Origin of the sequence: Pseudomonas sp. GD03875 (assembly GCF_029840585.1) — a bacterium.
Classification (GTDB): domain Bacteria; phylum Pseudomonadota; class Gammaproteobacteria; order Pseudomonadales; family Pseudomonadaceae; genus Aquipseudomonas; species Aquipseudomonas paralcaligenes.
Genome location: NZ_JAOCCV010000032.1, coordinates 18623 through 35341 on the forward strand (window position 1 = coordinate 18623; position 16719 = coordinate 35341).

Annotated in this window: 16 protein-coding genes; 2 read left to right on the plus strand and 14 right to left on the minus strand. The window is 64.7% G+C overall.

Annotated features, from left to right (window positions below):
- The first annotated feature begins 8 nt into the window (after positions 1-8).
- Positions 9-242, plus strand: coding sequence for a YheU family protein (locus N5D30_RS21390; RefSeq protein ID WP_279910626.1), 234 nt, complete (start codon positions 9-11; stop codon positions 240-242).
- On the opposite strand, the gene N5D30_RS21395 is transcribed toward N5D30_RS21390, so the two are convergent.
- From N5D30_RS21395 to N5D30_RS21405, 3 genes are all read right to left on the minus strand, one after another.
- The gene (locus N5D30_RS21395) at positions 236-568 is read right to left on the minus strand and encodes a YnfA family protein (protein ID WP_279910627.1); all 333 of its coding nucleotides are present in this window, start codon (positions 566-568) and stop codon (positions 236-238) included. The two genes, N5D30_RS21390 and N5D30_RS21395, sit on opposite strands and share 7 nt — an antisense overlap.
- A gap of 23 nt (positions 569-591) precedes the next feature.
- The gene (locus tag N5D30_RS21400) at positions 592-1020 is read right to left on the minus strand and encodes a hypothetical protein (protein ID WP_220812849.1); all 429 of its coding nucleotides are present in this window, start codon (positions 1018-1020) and stop codon (positions 592-594) included.
- A gap of 177 nt (positions 1021-1197) precedes the next feature.
- Positions 1198-2358, minus strand: coding sequence for an MFS transporter (locus N5D30_RS21405; protein ID WP_220812848.1), 1161 nt, complete (start codon positions 2356-2358; stop codon positions 1198-1200).
- Between the two features lie 393 nt (positions 2359-2751).
- On the opposite strand from N5D30_RS21405, the gene N5D30_RS21410 reads away from it, so the two are divergent.
- Positions 2752-4911 carry a hypothetical protein gene (locus N5D30_RS21410; protein WP_279910628.1) on the plus strand — a complete coding sequence of 720 codons (2160 nt, stop codon included), beginning with the start codon at positions 2752-2754 and terminating at the stop codon, positions 4909-4911.
- Positions 4912-4921: 10 nt separating this feature from the next.
- Here the strand turns inward: N5D30_RS21410 and N5D30_RS21415 are convergent, their stop codons facing one another.
- The 11 genes from N5D30_RS21415 to N5D30_RS21465 all read right to left on the minus strand — a co-directional run bounded on the left by N5D30_RS21415 (position 4922) and on the right by N5D30_RS21465 (position 16717).
- Positions 4922-5698 carry a TIM barrel protein gene (locus N5D30_RS21415; RefSeq protein WP_279910630.1) on the minus strand — a complete coding sequence of 259 codons (777 nt, stop codon included), beginning with the start codon at positions 5696-5698 and terminating at the stop codon, positions 4922-4924.
- Positions 5695-6585: an NAD(P)-dependent oxidoreductase gene (locus N5D30_RS21420; protein WP_279910631.1), complete on the minus strand. Its 891-nt coding sequence runs from the start codon at positions 6583-6585 to the stop codon at positions 5695-5697. The genes N5D30_RS21415 and N5D30_RS21420 overlap by 4 nt, the downstream gene beginning before the upstream one ends.
- A 201-nt stretch (positions 6586-6786) precedes the next feature.
- Complete coding sequence (locus tag N5D30_RS21425) at positions 6787-7104, minus strand: ComEA family DNA-binding protein (RefSeq protein ID WP_279910632.1); 318 nt, start codon at positions 7102-7104, stop codon at positions 6787-6789.
- An 87-nt stretch (positions 7105-7191) separates the two neighbouring features.
- Positions 7192-9183 (minus strand): nucleoside-diphosphate sugar epimerase/dehydratase, encoded by a 1992-nt coding sequence (locus N5D30_RS21430; protein ID WP_279903872.1) that lies wholly within the window; start codon positions 9181-9183, stop codon positions 7192-7194.
- 36 nt (positions 9184-9219) lie between these two features.
- A complete protein-coding gene (locus N5D30_RS21435) occupies positions 9220-10230 on the minus strand; it encodes a glycosyltransferase family 4 protein (protein WP_279910633.1) in 1011 nt (336 codons plus the stop codon).
- Positions 10224-11201, minus strand: a complete 978-nt coding sequence (locus N5D30_RS21440; RefSeq protein WP_279910634.1) for an NAD-dependent epimerase/dehydratase family protein — start codon at positions 11199-11201, stop codon at positions 10224-10226. Before N5D30_RS21440 ends, N5D30_RS21435 begins: the two co-directional genes overlap by 7 nt.
- Before the next feature lie 49 nt (positions 11202-11250).
- On the minus strand, positions 11251-11532 hold the full coding sequence (locus tag N5D30_RS21445; protein ID WP_279903877.1) for a LapA family protein: 282 nt from the start codon (positions 11530-11532) through the stop codon (positions 11251-11253).
- Positions 11533-11567: 35 nt separating this feature from the next.
- A complete protein-coding gene (ihfB, locus tag N5D30_RS21450) occupies positions 11568-11849 on the minus strand; it encodes an integration host factor subunit beta (RefSeq protein ID WP_220812839.1) in 282 nt (93 codons plus the stop codon).
- A gap of 157 nt (positions 11850-12006) precedes the next feature.
- A complete protein-coding gene (gene rpsA, locus N5D30_RS21455; RefSeq protein ID WP_220812838.1) occupies positions 12007-13686 on the minus strand; it encodes a 30S ribosomal protein S1 in 1680 nt (559 codons plus the stop codon).
- 146 nt (positions 13687-13832) lie between these two features.
- Positions 13833-14501 carry a (d)CMP kinase gene (cmk, locus tag N5D30_RS21460; protein WP_279910635.1) on the minus strand — a complete coding sequence of 223 codons (669 nt, stop codon included), beginning with the start codon at positions 14499-14501 and terminating at the stop codon, positions 13833-13835.
- Positions 14498-16717, minus strand: coding sequence for a bifunctional prephenate dehydrogenase/3-phosphoshikimate 1-carboxyvinyltransferase (locus tag N5D30_RS21465; RefSeq protein WP_279910659.1), 2220 nt, complete (start codon positions 16715-16717; stop codon positions 14498-14500). Before N5D30_RS21465 ends, cmk begins: the two co-directional genes overlap by 4 nt.
- Positions 16718-16719 lie beyond the last annotated feature (2 nt).

A 16719-nucleotide genomic window follows, 5' to 3' on the forward strand; every position in this document is an offset into this window, starting at 1 on the left:
GAGCCGCCATGCTGATCCCCCACCAGATGCTCGAAGCCGACACCCTCACCCGCCTGCTGGAAGACTTCGTCACCCGCGAGGGCACCGACAACGGCGACGACACGCCGCTGCAAACCCGCATCGAGCGGGCGCGACACGCCCTGGAAAAGGGCCGGGCAGTGATCGTATTCGACCCGGACAGTCAGCAGTGCCAGCTGGCGCTGCGCGAGGAAGTGCCGAAGGAGTGGCTGGAGAATCAATGACTGGCGAAGCGCGGACCGAACAGGATGATGCCCGCGCCGATCAGGCACAGTAGCGCGCCCGCCCAGTCCGAGAGCATCGGCCGGGTGCGCTCGATCACCCCCAGCCAGAGCAACGACGCCACGATGTACACACCGCCATAGGCGGCGTAGGCCCGCCCGGCATAAGCCGCCTCGACCCGCGTCAGCAGCAACGCGAACACCGTCAGGCTGAGCAGGCCGAGGGTGATCCACCATGCGCTCTTGCCCAGGCGGAGCCACATCCAGAACGCATAGCAGCCGCCGATCTCGAACAGTGCGGCCAGAAAGAACCAGACGTAGTTGAGCATCGCCTCTCCCCGAAGCCGACAGATTATCCGCGCAGGCTGCCCTCGCGCTCCCATACGCAGCGTACCCGCAGATCATCTTCCTGCGGGCTGTGGAAGCCGCTCTCTGACTCCCAGCGGAAGGTGTGCACGCCGTTCAGCTCGGTTTCCAGGTGCACCACGGCGCTGGCCCAGTACAGGCGCTTGAGCAGCGCCTCGAACTCCTTGACCCACAGGCTCCACTCGTACTCGATGGCCTGGTAGCTGGCGCCGAAGTGGATCACCTGGGTCTGGTACAGGCCCTCGCCCTGGCTCCCGCAGAAGGAGAACATCTCGCTGCCGAGGAACGGCCAGGCCTCGTCCCGGGGCAACTGCTCCAGCACCCGGCGGTTGGTCGCGCGGCGCAGCTGGCGCTGCTCGCGGTCGCCGGACGGCCAGTCGCGGATGCAGCCATAGACGATGGATTCGGACTCCACGCGGGTACTCCAGAAAGTGCAGGCTGCCTTCTAACACAGGGCATGGTCGCTGCAAAGGAACCAGTCCCCCTCCGCAACGAAAACCTGCGGCAGCGCACGCAGGGTGCGCCGCGCGCACCTCACTGGGCCGGCGCCGCCGCTTCTCGGTGCGCATGGCGCACCCTACCGAAGCCTTGTTCAGCGTGCCGGGCGTGGCGTGCGCAGGGCCCAGGCGATCAGCGTCATCAGCACGCCCAGGCCGGCCAGCACCATGAAGGGCGCCTGGTAGTTGCCCGCCAGGTCGCGGCCCAGGCCGGCGAGGATCGGCGCCAGGCAGGCCATGCAGTAGCCGGCGCAGAGCATCATCGCCGTCCAGCGGCTGACCGCCAGCGGCGTGTGCACCTCGTACAGCGGCAGCACCAGCGACAAGGCGAAGGAGCCGCTGAGGGCGAAGCCCATCAGCACCGCCCACACCTCCGGCAGCAGGGTCGGCTGGAAGGTGATCATGCTCAGGCACAGGGTCAGGGTCACGCCGCAGGCCACCAGCAACGGCTGGCGGATATCGAAGCGCTGGGCCAGCCACGGCATCAGCCACGAACTGGGCAGGCCGACCAGCATGAACAGGCTGAACAGGCCGTTGCTGTAGAGCAGGCTAAGGCCCGCCTCGTGGTAGCGCGCCACCAGCCAGGTGGCCATGGTGTAGAAGAAGCCGGCCTGGATGGCGAAGAAGCCGGTCACCAGCCACGCCCGCGGCTCGCGCCAGGGCAGCCCCTGGCCATCGCCGGCCACCGCGTCCTCGGCGCGGTTCGGCAGGCGCAGCCAGAGCAGCCCGGCGAGCAGCGCGGGCAGGAACCACGCCGCCAACCCCAGGCTCCAGTCGTCGCCCAGGCCCTGGGTCAGCGGCACCGTCAGCACCGCGCCGCCGGCACCGCCGATCGCCATGCTGAAGGAATACCAGCCGACCACCTGGCCAACGTGGTCGCGGAAGTGCCGCTTGATGAAGCCCGACAGCAGCGGCCCGGCTACGGCGATGCCCGCGCCGAGCAGCACGGCGCTGCCGATCAGCAGCGGGCTGAAGTGGCCACCGAAACGCAGCAGCAGGGCCAGCATGATCAGCCCCAGGCAGCAGGTGATGGTGCGCTCCAGGCCGAAGCGCACGGCCAGGCGCGGCGCCAGCGGGGCCAGCAGGCCCATGCACAGCACCGGCAGGGCGGTGGTCAGGCTGATCAGGCCGCGGCTCAGCGCGAGTTCCTCGGCGATACGCTCGATCAGCGGGGCGAAGGACGTGATGCCGGGGCGCAGGTTGATCGCCGCCAGCACCAGCGCCAGCATCAGAAAGGCCCTGGATACGGGTTTCACGGTACATCCAAACACATGGCGGCCGGTTCGGCCGGGGCAGCCACCCTACTATCCGCCGCCCGCCCCGGCAATCTTCGGGCGATTAAATCTGACCACATGGGCAAATAAAATCTCTTCGCCCCATCGATGAATCAGGGTCGGAAAAGAGCCGTCTCGTCACCAAACGAATGACGGAAAACCGACCCTGGCGGCTACCTCGAAGCACCTAAATGGCATTTCGCCATTGAACCGTCGCCAGCCCAGGCCCGGCGCGGCATTAAGCCCGAAGAAGAGTGCCTATCCGCCTCGAACAAAGGCGGATCGCTGTATATAGTGCTAGTGCATGTAACCAAGCATTTCCTGATAAAGACTCACTAATAAGAAAGCTGCCGCCAACAGCATGGAATGTCGACGATGAAAACAACTAAAGACAGCGATTCCACCGTTTCCGAACCGCGCACCCTCGCCTCGTCCGAGGCCGAGCCCCTGCCGGCGCCTCCGTTGCAGGCCCTGCAGGTCGGCGAGCAGTACATGTACTTCACCGAGCGCGACATCGACCGCATCCTCGAGAACCTCGACGGCCTGCGCGAGCGGGTCTTCCCCAAGCTGCTCGGCGACGACGGCCTGGACGCCCGGCACGCCCAGCACTTCCCCTCGGTATGCCTGATCGGCCTCGGCCGCTGCGGCTCCAACATCGCCCTGGACGTCGCATCGCTGGTGTACAACGCGCGGCGTTTCTACCTCAACGAATTCAGCGCGCAGAACGGCGCCGAGCAGCGACCGGCCGGCTGGCTGCGCAGCAACCTGCGGCTGTCCTCGGCCCGTGGCGCCAAGCCGGTGTTCCTGATCGAGCCGCTGGTGATGCTGGGCGACCTGGACAAGGACATCGAGGGTCGCATCCGCTTCTCGCGCAAGGCCGAGAACGGCGGCTTCCTCGACGACTACAGCAAGATGAAGATCATGGACCTGTCCGAGGTCCACGCCGGCGGCGCCGGCAACGCGCCGATCCTCGGCCAGTACCTGGCCAAGATCATCCTCAACAAGGACACCCAGCGCTTCTCCAACGCCGACTGGAAGTTCATCCACAGCTACCTGATCGACTCCTGCGGCATCAAGGCCAACCAGTCGCGGCTGTACTTCTACATCTTCAGCGCCGGCGGCGGCACCGGCTCGGGCATGGCCTCGGAGTTCGGCCTGGCCCAGCAGTTCGCCTACATGAGCAAGACCTTCGAGACCAAGCAGGAGAGCAGCAGCGAGGACAACCGCGGCCACTCCTTCGTCTTCGAACCGATCTTCACCAGCGGCATCTGCATCCTGCCGAACATCTCCGACCAGCGCATCGAAATGTCGGAAGCCCTGCACATCAACGCCGGGCGCCTGCTGTGCAAGTACCTCGCCGAGGAGTGGGACTTCTCCTACAACTTCGACAGCGAGGAGACCGGCGAAGAGAGCGTGATGCGCCGCATCCGCCCGTGGAACGCCATGATGCTGATCTCCAACGACATCATGCGCTACGCCGAGGAGAGCGACGGCGGCAACGTGCAGAACATCGACGTGAACGCCATGGAGCGCCACGCCAACCAGTACATCTCGCAGCAGATCTTCAACATCCTCACCGCCCAGGCGGTGACCACCGACTATGACCAGAACTACTTCCGCCGCGCCGGCATCGACATCGGTGAGACCATCCGCCTCGACGCCAACGACCTGTTCATGAGCCTGGCCGGCCCGGTGGCCGTGGCCTACGCCGAGTCCGTGGTGGCCGAGCAGGCGCCGCCCGCCCCCACCGACAAGTTCAAGGTGTTCGAGAAGGAGCAGCCCAGGCTCAACATCGACGACCTGTTCTTCCGCTCCATCGACCTGCCGCACTTCAACAAGACCACCCAGGCCATCGAGGGTATCAGCCTGCTGCCGATCGAGGCCAAGCGCTACCGCGCGGCCCTGGAGCAGTACAAGAAGTCCAACTTCGACGCCAGCGCCCTGAGCGACCTGCACTTCTTCAAGAACTGCTCGTCGGTGGTGTCCATCGTCTCCCTGCCGAAGGACTACAAGCTGTCCTACATGGACCTCAACCGGCTCAAGACCCATCTGAACAGCCTGTTCCCCAACACCACCCTGAAGCGCTACGCCCTGGTGATCGGCGCCTCGGCCAACCTGTCGCTGACCACCCTGATCGTCAAGAGCCCGTGCCTGTCGGACGACTTCCTGACCCTGATCGTCGCCTTCATCAAGCGCTGCTTCGCCCGCGACCAGTACCGCTACGACGAGAGCCTGGACAACGCCATGCTCGACTTCATCGTCTCCGAGGACTTCGACGAGGCGCGCATCGACGCCATGCTCAACGAATACGAGAACCCGGCGAAGATCCTCGACACCAACTGGTACGCGATCAAGCCGATGTACGAGAAGAAGTACCGCGAGCTGATTCACGACCAGGACAAGTTCGTCTCGATCAACGACATCCGCCTGTCCCGGGACAGCGTGAAGAAGGCCATCAGGTACCTGCGCGAAATCTACCGCCACCGCGTCGGCAAGACCCGGGTCATCTCGCTCAACGACTATCCCAGGGACTGAGGCAGGCGGCTCACCCGCGCCAGCCGGCCAGCCACGCCAGGCTGGCCGAGGTGTCGCCGCCCGGACGGTACTCCGCGCCCAGCCAGCCCTGGTAGCCGGTTGCCTCCAGGGCCTCCAGCAACGGTGCAAACGCCTGTTCGCCCGTGCCCGGCGCGCCGCGTCCCGGGCAATCGGCGAACTGGACGTGCCCGGTCCTGCCCGCCAGACGCTCGATGCAGGCGGCGACATCCAGGCCCTGGCGGGCCATGTGGTAGAGGTCGAGCTGTGCCTGGCAGTTGGGGTGATCCACCCTGCGCAGCAGCTCGTCCAGTTGCTCGGCCGTATTGATCAGGAAGCCGGGCATGTCCAGCGGATTGATCGCCTCGCACAGCACCCGGATGCCCAGTGCCTGGAACCACTCCGCCGCCTCGCGCAGGTTGGCCTCCAGGGTAGCCAGCGCCCGCTCGCGGGAAACGCCTTCGGCCAGCCGTCCGGGCAGCACGTTGACGCACTGCGGGCGGACCACCGCCGCGTAGTCCAACGCCTCGCGCAAGGCGGCGTCAAACTGCGCCTGCCGCTCGGGCACGGCCGCCAACCCAGCGCCCCCGGCCATCAGGTCGCCAGCCGGCAGGTTGATCAGCACCAGCGGCATCGAACTGCGCTCCAGCGCCTCGCGCAGCATTGGCGCGGGCACCTCGTAGGGGAACTGGATCTCCACCCCGTCGAACCCCGCCGCCGAGGCTGCCTGCGGACGTTGCAACAGCGGCAGTTCGCCGAACAGCAGGGAAAGGTTCGCGGCGATCTTCATGGCCGCTCCTCGCGGAACAGCTGGATCAGGGTCGCTGGGTCATGTTCGAGATGGCCCTGACTGCCGTGCAGCCGCATCAGCTGGGCGGCCAGGCCGCTCATGGGCGTGGCCCTGCCCTGCTCGTGGGCCAGCCTGACGGCGGTATCCAGGTCCTTGAGCAAGGTGCGTACGTGCCACTTGATGGGTTCGAAACGGCTCTCGGCCATCTGCGGGGCAAGTATCTGCAGCGGCCTGGAGTCGGCGAAACCGCCGGCCAGGGCGTCGGCCAGGAGATGGGTATCGACGCCGGCGCGTTCCGCCAGGGAAACGGCCTCGGCGATCACCAACGCGTTGCAGGCGACCAGCATCTGGTTGCAGACCTTGGTGACCTGGCCCGAGCCAACGCCGCCCATGTGGGTCACACGCTGGCCCAGATGCGCCAGGATCGGCCGCAGGGAATCCACGTCCTCGCCGCGACCGCCCGCCATGATCGCCAGCGAGCCCGCCTCTGCGCCTTGGACGCCGCCGGATACCGGGGCATCGACCCAGCGCATGCCGGTGTGTTTTTCCAGCTCCTCGGCCATCTCACGGGTCGCCGCGGGGTCCAGGCTGGAAAAATCCACCAGCAGTTGCCCCGGCCTGGCCTGCTCAACGATACCGCCCTCGCCGAAGACCACCTGGCGTACCGCCGCGGTGTCGGCCAGGCAGAGCATGACGATGTCCGATCCCGCGCCCAGCTCCGCCGGCGTCGCCACATCATGCGCGCCAGCCTGTAGCAGCGGCGCGCATTTGTCGGCCGAGCGGTTCCAGACGTTGAGGGGATAGCCGGCCTGCAGCAGGCGATGCGCCATGCGCAGCCCCATCAGGCCGATGCCGGCGAATCCCAGAGTGGGTCGTACTGGTTGCATACGAAGCGTCCGCTGAAGGTGGAAGAGCGTGTGATTGTAGCGTCTGCGGACATGAAAAAAGCCGGTCGGGGACCGGCTTCAATCGGTTTGCGGGCGGCCAATGCGAACAGGCGCCGGGCTTCGGCACACCGTTGCCATACTTGGTTCTGGCTCTGGCACTCGGAGGCTCGAGCAAACTGCTCGGCCGCCACCCCTTCTTGGTCAGTTGACGCTCAGCTTGTCGCGGTTCTTCTCCAGGGTCGCCGGGCCGATGCCCTTGACCTCCAGCAGCTCGTCCACCGACGCGAACGGACCGTTGGCGTCGCGATGATCGATGATGGCCTGGGCCTTGGTCTGGCCGATGCCCACCAGCTCGGATTCGAGCGTGGCAACGTCGGCGGTATTGAGATTGACCTGGGCGATCACGACCTGATGCGCCGTCTTGCCGGGAACGGCAGTGGCTTCGGCGGCGGCAGAGGCATTGAGGGAGAAAGCGAGCAGCGAGGGGTAGATCAGTGCAGCGAGACACTTCTTCAACATGGTGGAACTCCTTTGGTTGATTGGCGCAAATCCGGTCGCGCCAATCGCAAGGCTAGTTACCACCCACGGGCTGTCAAACCCTAGAAGTTACAGATCCGTGTAACGCTGCACATGAATCCAGTCGACTATGTCACCTTCCGGCGCATAACCGCTGACGGTCTCTCTCAGCAACTGGCGGACCTTGTCGTAGTCATCACGCTCAAGGGCGCCGAGCATGTTCTCCAGTACCGCCTTCATGCGCTCCCAGGACAGGCGCTCTTCGCTGGCGCGCATGATCATGGGGTGCTCGGTCGGTGTCACATTGTCGCCGATCAGCAGCTCCTCATAGAGCTTCTCGCCGGGCCGCAGTCCGGTGAACTCGATGGAGATGTCGCCGAGGGGGCTGCGCTCCGAACGGATGCTCAGGCCGGAAAGGTGGATCATCTTCTCGGCGAGGTCGAGAATCCGCACCGGCTGGCCCATGTCCAGCACGAACACATCGCCGCCCTGCCCCATCGCACCCGCCTGGATCACCAGCTGGGCCGCCTCGGAGATGGTCATGAAGTAGCGGGTGATCGACGGGTGGGTGACGGTGACCGGCCCGCCCCGCTTGATCTGCTCGCGGAACAGGGGAATCACCGAGCCCGAGGAGCCCAGCACGTTGCCGAAGCGCACCATGGTGAAACGGGTCTTGTTGACCTGGTGCAGCCCGCTCGGATCGCTGAACAGCACGGGCGCCGATTCCCGGCTCAGCGCCTGCAGGATCATCTCAGCGAGGCGCTTGGTACCGCCCATCACATTGGTCGGCCGCACCGCCTTGTCCGTGGAGATCAGCACGAAGTGCTCGACACCGGCCTTCAGCGCCGCTTGGGCCGTGCTCAGGGTGCCCAGCACGTTGTTGCGCACCCCTTCGGCGATATTGTGCTCGACCATGGGCACATGCTTGTAGGCCGCCGCGTGGTAGACGGTATCGACTCGCCACGCCCGCATCACGTCCAGCATGTGCGACTGCGAGCGAACGGAGCCTAGGATGGGCACCAGCCGGATGGGCAGGGATTCGCGCTGGAGATAGTCCTCCAGTTCGGCATGGATGCTGTAGAGATTGAACTCGGCGTGGTCGATCAGCACGACCGTGCGCGGACGGCTGCCGATCAGCTGCCGGCACAGCTCCGAGCCGATGGAACCACCGGCGCCGGTCACCATCACCACCTTGTCGCGGATGCAGCGCTCGAACAGCTCCACCTGGGGCGGCACGGCATCGCGGCCCAGCAGGTCGGCGATGTCGACTTCCTGGATGTCGTCGACCCGCACCCGGCCGCTGGCCAGGTCCATGATCGCGGGCACCGAGCGGATATGCAGGGGGAAGGTCTCGAGATGCTGCAGGATTTCCTTCCGCCGCGCCCGGGTCGCGGAAGGGATGGCCAGCAGGATTTCCTGGGCCGCGGTCTCGTTGATCATCTGGTCGATGTGCTTGGGCTTGTACACCTTGAGCCCGGCGATGACCCGGGTGGCGATGCTGTCGTCATCGTCGATGAACGCCACGGGGCGCATGGCCCGCCCCATGCGCAACGCGGCGACCAGCTGGTTGCCGGCGGTGCCGGCGCCGTAGATCGCCACGCGCGGCAGGTCGTCGTCCTTGCCCATGAGGCTCATGGCGGCGCGGACATCGAGCCAGTTGCCCATGAAGTACTGGCGCATCAGCAGGCGCACGCCCCCCGCCATCAGCAGGCTCAGCCACCAGTAGTTGAACACCAGCGAGCGTGGCACCAGCGCCTGGGAATCCCGGTTCCAGTAGACCACCAGCGCCAGCACCAGAGCCGAAATCGTCACCGCCTTGAAGATGCTGATCAGTGCGTCGTTGCCCAGATAGCGCAACACGGCCCGGTACATGCCGGAGCGGATGTAGATGGGAATCGCGATGGCGGGGGCGGCCAGGAACAGCCAGAGATGGTCATCGAAGGGATCGACGAGCTTGTCGGACCCCAGCCTGACCCAGAATGCCAGCCACAGGGCGGCCCAACAGATCAGCACATCGACGCTGACCTGCAGAAGTCGTTTGTATCGGCGCGGCCATTTCAACAACCATGCGCGCAAATTCATGGGCTCCATGCCTCGCAACGAAATAAAAAAGTGGTACTACTCAGCCAAACCCGCACGGTATTTCAACACCAACCAGATCAATGGCCCATAGGCCAACGGAACAACGAACCAGGCATCACCCTTCAGCACCACCCAGCAGGCCAGCGGCAGCAGCCAGAACAGATTGATCGCGGCAACCGCCGCGGTCACTGGCCCATGTGCCCGCAAACGACGCGCGGCGTGCTGATAGGCGTGCTCCCGATGAGCTTCGTATACGCGCACGCCCCGCCATAGACGGCGCAACAGGGTGATGGTGGCATCCACCAGAAACACGGCCAGCAATATCAGCCAGGCCCAGAACAGATCAGGGTTGGCCCAGGCCATCTGCAACGACAGCAACCCCAGGATCAACCCGAGAAAACCGCTGCCGGCGTCCCCCATGAAGATCCTGGCCGGAGGAAGATTCCAGTAGAGGAAGCCACCCACCGAAACAGCCAGGAGAGCGGGAAGCACCGCAGCCTGCCAATCCCCCGTCAATCCGCAGATCAGTACCACGGCGGCACAGGTGGTAACCGCCTCGACCCCGGCGATACCGTCGATGCCATCCATGAAGTTATAGAGATTGAGCATCCATACCAGATACAGAAGCCCGACCGGAACTCCCCAGACACCCCACGGGATAGATACTTCGCCGAACTGCAGGGGCGGCATGCCGCCCAGCCAGTATAGCCCCCAGGCCGCCGCCACAAAATGCACCAGAAGCCGCCAGCGGGCGGAAATGGGTCGATGATCGTCGAGAAAGCCGACCAAAGCGACGAGACTTCCCGCGCCACCGAGGGCGACGGCGTGGTGAACTTCGAGCCATCCGCCCTGGACGACCACCGGCAGGGCCGCGATGAAGCTCAGGACAATGGCCACGCCGCCACCGCGCGGCGTGGGCACCACATGCGAACTCCGCTGGTTGGGAACATCCATAATGCTGTGATGAAGCGCATACGCACGCACCAGCCAGGTCCCCACCCAGGCAACGCACAGCGCAGCCGCAAGCAGCCAGCCGACCGTCAGCATGCGCGTCTCCGCAGGAAATGCTCAGCGGTTTCCCGTAGCGCCTGCTCGCTGCGCACGGGCGGAGTCCAGCCCAGAAGCTCTCGCGTCTTGTCTATATCCAGTTGCAGCGAGCCGTACAGGCGCTGGACCAGGGAATCCCTGCCCGTCGCAATCAGCAGGCGCTTCACCAGCCGGGAACCCCACAGGCGCGCCGGGCGGCCCATGGCGGCGCCCAGGCGACGCAGTAGTTCGGAGGTGGAGATATCGTCACCATCGCTGACCAGTAGCGTCTGGTTGGCCGCGGCTGGGTGGCGGACGCAGCACACCAGCAAATCGACCAGATTATCCAGCGCGACAAAACTACGGCGGTTATCCACGCCGCTAAGCGGCAGCGGTATGCCGAGGCGCAACCAGCGCATCAGGCTGAGGAAATTGGCACGCACACCCGGCCCGTAGACCAGCGGGGGACGAACGATGACCAGTTCCATGCCGGTCTCGTCGGCGATCCTGCGCAGGCCCTGCTCGGCTTCGTACTTGGAGAGGCCATAGGGATCGCTCGGCGGTACAGGCGCGTCATCGGCGCGGATGGGCTCTCCGGGCCGGCTCGCCTCGCCATTGACCTTGACCGAACTGAGGAACACGAAACGGCGCACGCCCGCCGCCGCAGCCGCCGTAGCCAGCGCCAGCGTGCCCTGGACATTGACCCTGCGGAACTCGGCCAAGGGATCGGCGGCATGATCGTGCATCACATGCACGCGAGCGGCAGCATGCACCACTGCGGAGAAGCCTTGCAGGTCCTGCGGGCTCACCCGGCAATCCTCGAGATCACCCAGTGCCAGATATTCGACAGAAGCTTCTGCTGGAGCGGGTACACGACGCACACCCGCGACAGGCACCATGCCAGGCTCCGCGCCGAGCCTGCGCACCAACGCACCGCCGACGAAACCGGTGGCTCCTGTTACAAGCACCCGTTTCATGGGCAGATAGTTCATCGAGGGTTGATCCAGATTGCAGGCAGTGTTCGACAACATCTGCAAAGGTTTAGTTGCTCTTCGCCACGGAGGAAGCGACTTGTGTTTCGCGCCTCGCGCGCGCCGAGCGTCCAGCCATCCGCCAGGCGAGGATCAGGCTGAAAAAGAGGCTGGAGAGGACACCCAGCAGGAAGGCGGCGACCAGCACCACGGAGAACGGCAGCTCCGGGGTCGCCCAGAGCAGGAACTGGAATTGCGACTGCTGGCTGTTCTGCAGGACGAACACCAGAACCAGGGCGCCGACGAGCAGCAAACCCGAAACGACGATGAAGCGCTTAATTCCGCTGAGCATGTTCAGCTTCCCAGGGCGACGGAAAAACCGTGATCTTACTCGTCATTGACGCGATCGCGCAGCTCTTTGCCAGGTTTGAAGTGCGGCACGTACTTGCCATCCAGTCGAACCGACTCGCCGGTCTTCGGGTTTCTTCCGACCCGGGGAGCACGATAGTGCAGAGAAAAGCTGCCAAAGCCGCGAATCTCGATCCGGTCGCCAGTCGCCAGAGCCTGGGACATCTGCTCCAGCATGGTCTTGATCGCGAGCTCCACATCCTTGGAGGACAGCAGTCCCTGGTGAGTGACAATGCGCTCGATCAACTCCGACTTGGTCATGGTTTTCCCTTCTTTTTCAAGCGGCTAGATCAACTGATAGGGTGTTTTAGCACGCCTTCCAATGTTTGGATAGCCCAAATGTCAAGAGGAAAAATACGAATCGCCCGGAAATGAAAAAGGGCGACCGAAGTCGCCCTTTTTCCAGAAGCACCGGAACTTAGTTCTGGTTCATCTGCGCACGGATCAGATCACCGATAGTGGTCGGACCAGTGGTTTCGGTTTCCTGCTTGTTACGCAGCTCTTTCATCGCATCCTTTTCGTCTTCGACGTCTTTGGACTTGACGGACAGGCTGATAACGCGGGACTTGCGGTCGATGCTGATGATCTTGGCTTCGACTTCGTCGCCTTCTTTCAGCACGTTGCGCGCATCTTCAACGCGGTCACGGCTGATTTCGGAGGCTTTCAGGATGCCTTCGATGTCGCCGCCCAGGCTGATCACGGCGCCCTTGGCGTCCACTTCCTTGACGGTACCGCGCACGATGGTGCCTTTCTCGTTCAGGGAGGCGTAGTTGGAGAACGGATCGTCTTCCAGCTGCTTGATGCCCAGGGAGATGCGCTCACGCTCCGGATCAACGGACAGGATGACGGTTTCCAGCTCGTCGCCCTTCTTGAAGCGACGTACGGCTTCTTCGCCCACTTCGTTCCAGGAGATGTCGGACAGGTGAACCAGACCGTCGATGCCGCCGTCCAGGCCGATGAAGATACCGAAATCGGTGATCGACTTGATGGTGCCAGAGATCTTGTCGCCCTTGTTGAACTGGCCGGAGAAGTCTTCCCACGGGTTCGACTTGCACTGCTTGATGCCCAGGGAGATACGACGACGCTCTTCGTCGATGTCCAGAACCTGAACTTCCACTTCGTCGCCGACCTGAACGACCTTGGACGGGTGGATGTTCTTGTTGGTCCAATCCATCTCGGACACGTGCACCAGGCCTTCCACGCCCTCTTCCAGCTCGGCGAAGCAGCCGTAGTCGGTGAGATTGGTGACCTTGGCGGTGACACGGGTGCCTTCCGGGTAGCGCGCCTTGATGGCGACCCACGGATCTTCGCCCAGCTGCTTCAGACCCAGGGAGACGCGGTTGCGCTCGCGGTCGTACTTCAGGACCTTGACGTCGATCTCGTCGCCGACGTTGACGATCTCGGACGGGTGCTTGATGCGCTTCCAGGCCATGTCGGTGATGTGCAGCAGACCATCTACGCCGCCCAGGTCAACGAACGCACCGTAGTCGGTGAGGTTCTTGACGATACCCTTGACCTGCTGGCCTTCCTGCAGGGATTCCAGCAGAGCTTCGCGCTCGGCGCTGTTCTCGGCTTCCAGCACGCTGCGACGGGAAACGACAACGTTGTTGCGCTTCTGGTCCAGCTTGATGACCTTGAACTCCAGCTCTTTGCCTTCCAGGTGAGTGGTATCACGCACCGGACGGACATCGACCAGGGAGCCCGGCAGGAACGCGCGGATGCCGTTGACGTCAACGGTGAAGCCGCCTTTGACCTTGCCGTTGATGACGCCCTTGACCACTTCCTCAGCATTGAAAGCGGCTTCCAGAACCAGCCAGGACTCGGCACGCTTGGCTTTCTCGCGGGACAGCTTGGTTTCACCGAAGCCGTCTTCCACAGCGTCCAGCGCAACGTGGACTTCGTCACCGACCTTGATGGTCAGCTCGCCTTGTTCGTTGAAGAACTGGTCGAGCGGGATGACGCCCTCGGACTTCAGACCGGCATGCACGGTAACCCAGTCACCGTCGATGTCGACCACGATGCCGGTGATGATGGCACCCGGCTGCATGTCGAGGGACTTCAGGCTTTCTTCAAAAAGTTCTGCAAAGCTTTCGCTCATGTTGATTCCTGTTGATCAAGGGCGGGGATTCGCCCAAACCACACTCCAGACAATGTGGGTTCGTTCATGTAAAAAGAGGCCTGCGGGACTATGACTGGTCTCCCGCATGCCTCCTTGCGAGCCTTTCGACTTAAGGCAGCCGTGGCTCATTGCCCTGCAAGATCGCGACTGGCGACCTCGCTGAGAATTCTTTCCATTACCTGCTCGATGGTCAGCTCGGTGGAATCCAGCTGGATGGCGTCGACCGCCGGCTTCAGCGGAGCCACCGCGCGCTGCATGTCGCGCTCGTCGCGAGCACGAATCTCGTCTAGCAGACTCGGCAGGCTAACACCTTCGACCTTGTCTTTCAACTGCAGGTAGCGGCGGCGCGCGCGCTCCTCGGCACTGGCGGTCAGGTAGATCTTCAACGGCGCGTCCGGAAACACCACGGTGCCCATGTCGCGACCGTCGGCCACCAGGCCCGGCGCCTCGCGGAAGGCGCGCTGGCGCTGCAGCAGTGCCTCGCGCACCGCCGGCAGGGACGCGACCATGGAAGCGCCGGCGCCGATCTGCTCGTTGCGGATGGCATCGGTGACCTCCTCGCCCTCGAGGATGATGCGCTTGCCGACGAACTGCACGTCCAGGTGGGCGGCCAGGGTCTTCAGCGCTTCCTCGTTGGTCAGGTCGATACCATGGTTGCCGGCGGCGAAGGCCAGCAGGCGGTACAGGGCGCCGGAGTCCAGTAGTTTCCAGCCCAGCTGGTTGGCCAGCAGGCCGGCGATGGTACCCTTGCCCGAGCCGCTCGGCCCATCGATGGTGATGACGGCGGCGTTCATGCCTTGCTCTCTTCCGCCACGCGGATGCCGGTCTGTGCTGCCAGACCGAGGAAGTTGGGGAAGGAGGTGGCGACGTTGGCGCAATCGTGGATGCGGATCGGCGCCGTGGCACGCAACGAAGCGACGCTGAAGGACATGGCGATGCGGTGATCGCCATGGCTCCACACTTCGCCGCCACCGATCGAACCACCCTCGATGATGATGCCGTCCGGGGTCGGCTCGGCCTTCACACCCAGGGCGATCAGCCCATCGGCCATCACCTGGATGCGGTCGGACTCCTTGACCCGCAGCTCCTCGGCGCCACGCAGCACGGTGCGCCCTTCGGCGCAGGCGGCGGCGACGAACAGCACCGGGAATTCGTCGATAGCCAGCGGCACCAGGTCCTCGGGGATATCGATGCCCTTGAGCCTGGCGGCACGCACGCGGATGTCCGCCACCGGCTCGCCGCCGACTTCGCGCTGGTTTTCCAGGGTCAGGTCGGCGCCCATCAGCTTGAGGATGTCGATCACGCCGGTACGGGTCGGGTTGATGCCGACGTGCTCCAGCACCAGCTCGGAGCCCTCGGCGATGCTCGCGGCGACCAGGAAGAAGGCGGCCGAGGAAATGTCCGCCGGCACTTCGATATGGGTAGCGCTGAGCTTGTGGCCAGACTCGACAGTGGCGACGTTGCCGTCGACCGTCACCGGATAGCCGAAGCCGCACAGCATGCGCTCGGTGTGGTCGCGGGTCGGCGCCGGCTCGGTCACGCTGGTTTCGCCAGCGGCGTACAGGCCGGCCAGCAGCAGGCAGGATTTGACCTGGGCGCTGGCCATCGGCATGTCGTAGCTCATGCCGGTCAGGCGCTGGCCGCCACGGATGGTCAGTGGCGGACGGCCTTCCGGACCGGTCTCGATCACCGCGCCCATCTCGCGCAGCGGCTTGGCTACGCGGTTCATCGGACGCTTGGACAGCGAGGCGTCGCCACTCAGCACGGTGTCGAACGGCTGCGCGGCGAGCAGGCCGGAGAGCAGGCGCATGGAGGTGCCGGAGTTGCCCAGGTAGAGCGGGCCGGGCGGCGGCTTGAGGCCGTTCAGGCCGACGCCGTGGATGGTCACCTTGCCGTGATGCGGGCCTTCGATCACCACGCCCATGTCGCGGAAGGCCTGCAGGGTGGCCAGGGCGTCCTCGCCCTCGAGGAAGCCCTCCACCTGGGTGGTGCCTTCGGCCAGCGAGCCGAGCATGATCGAGCGGTGCGAGATGGACTTGTCGCCGGGCACGCGGATGCGGCCGGAGAGGGAGCCACCGGGATTGGCGAGGTAGATCAGGTCGTTCGAGTGCATGGCGTCCACATAGGCCCTGCGGGCCAGGATTTTGCTGAAATGCTCGCGGGCGTGACGGGCGCGGGTGAACACGCCCAGCAACTGATGCCCGTCCCCAGCGTCGACCGCGCCGCGCAGAGCGTCGAGGTCGTCGCGAAATGCGTCGAGGGTGCGCAGCACAGCCTCGCGGTTGGCGAGGAAGATGTCGTGCCACATCACCGGGTCGCTGCCGGCGATCCGCGTGAAGTCGCGGAAGCCACCGGCGGCGTAGCGGAAAATCTCCAGGTTCTCGCTGCGCTTGGCCAGCGAGTCGACCAGGGTGAAGGCCAGCAGATGCGGCAGGTGGCTGGTAGCGGCCAGCACCTGGTCGTGATGCTCCACCTCCATGTGCTCCACATCGGCACCCAGGACGCGCCACAGGCCGTCGACCAGCGCCAGCGCAGCGGCATCGGTGCTTGCGTGCGGAGTGAGGATCACCTTATGCCGGCGGAACAGCTCGGCGTTGGAGGCCTCCACCCCGCTCTCCTCAGAGCCGGCGATGGGATGACCCGGGACGAAGCGCTCTACCCTGCCATCGAAGGCCAGGCGCGCCGCGCGCACCACGTTGCCCTTGGCGCTGCCCACGTCGGTGAGCACCGCTTCGCCCAGGTCGAGTCGCGCCAGCTGCGCCAGGACCTTTTCCATGGCCAGGATAGGCACCGCCAGCTGGATCACCGTAGCGCCCTGACAGGCGGCGGCCAGTTCGGTCTCGCAGCGGTCGACCACGCCCAACTCCACCGCCAGGCGGCGCGACTTGGCGTCCAGGTCCACGCCCACCACTTCGTCGAACAGCCGTTTCTCGCGGATGCCCTTGGCGAAGGAGCCGCCGATCAGGCCGAGCCCCACCACCACCAGGCGGCCGAGCCTGCCGGCCGGCATGA

Bases quoted from the DNA above. Each gene is read 5' to 3' on its own strand.
- N5D30_RS21420 (WP_279910631.1), bottom strand. From the start codon at position 6,585: ATGCAACCAGTACGACCCACTCTGGGATTCGCCGGCATCGGCCTGATG.
- N5D30_RS21465 (WP_279910659.1), bottom strand. From the start codon at position 16,717: ATGCCGGCCGGCAGGCTCGGCCGCCTGGTGGTGGTGGGGCTCGGCCTG.
- cmk (WP_279910635.1), bottom strand. From the start codon at position 14,501: ATGAACGCCGCCGTCATCACCATCGATGGGCCGAGCGGCTCGGGCAAG.
- N5D30_RS21390 (WP_279910626.1), top strand. From the start codon at position 9: ATGCTGATCCCCCACCAGATGCTCGAAGCCGACACCCTCACCCGCCTG.
- N5D30_RS21430 (WP_279903872.1), bottom strand. From the start codon at position 9,183: ATGAATTTGCGCGCATGGTTGTTGAAATGGCCGCGCCGATACAAACGA.
- N5D30_RS21415 (WP_279910630.1), bottom strand. From the start codon at position 5,698: ATGAAGATCGCCGCGAACCTTTCCCTGCTGTTCGGCGAACTGCCGCTG.
- ihfB (WP_220812839.1), bottom strand. From the start codon at position 11,849: ATGACCAAGTCGGAGTTGATCGAGCGCATTGTCACTCACCAGGGACTG.
- N5D30_RS21440 (WP_279910634.1), bottom strand. From the start codon at position 11,201: ATGAACTATCTGCCCATGAAACGGGTGCTTGTAACAGGAGCCACCGGT.
- N5D30_RS21445 (WP_279903877.1), bottom strand. From the start codon at position 11,532: ATGCTCAGCGGAATTAAGCGCTTCATCGTCGTTTCGGGTTTGCTGCTC.
- N5D30_RS21425 (WP_279910632.1), bottom strand. From the start codon at position 7,104: ATGTTGAAGAAGTGTCTCGCTGCACTGATCTACCCCTCGCTGCTCGCT.
- N5D30_RS21410 (WP_279910628.1), top strand. From the start codon at position 2,752: ATGAAAACAACTAAAGACAGCGATTCCACCGTTTCCGAACCGCGCACC.
- N5D30_RS21395 (WP_279910627.1), bottom strand. From the start codon at position 568: ATGCTCAACTACGTCTGGTTCTTTCTGGCCGCACTGTTCGAGATCGGC.
- rpsA (WP_220812838.1), bottom strand. From the start codon at position 13,686: ATGAGCGAAAGCTTTGCAGAACTTTTTGAAGAAAGCCTGAAGTCCCTC.
- N5D30_RS21435 (WP_279910633.1), bottom strand. From the start codon at position 10,230: ATGCTGACGGTCGGCTGGCTGCTTGCGGCTGCGCTGTGCGTTGCCTGG.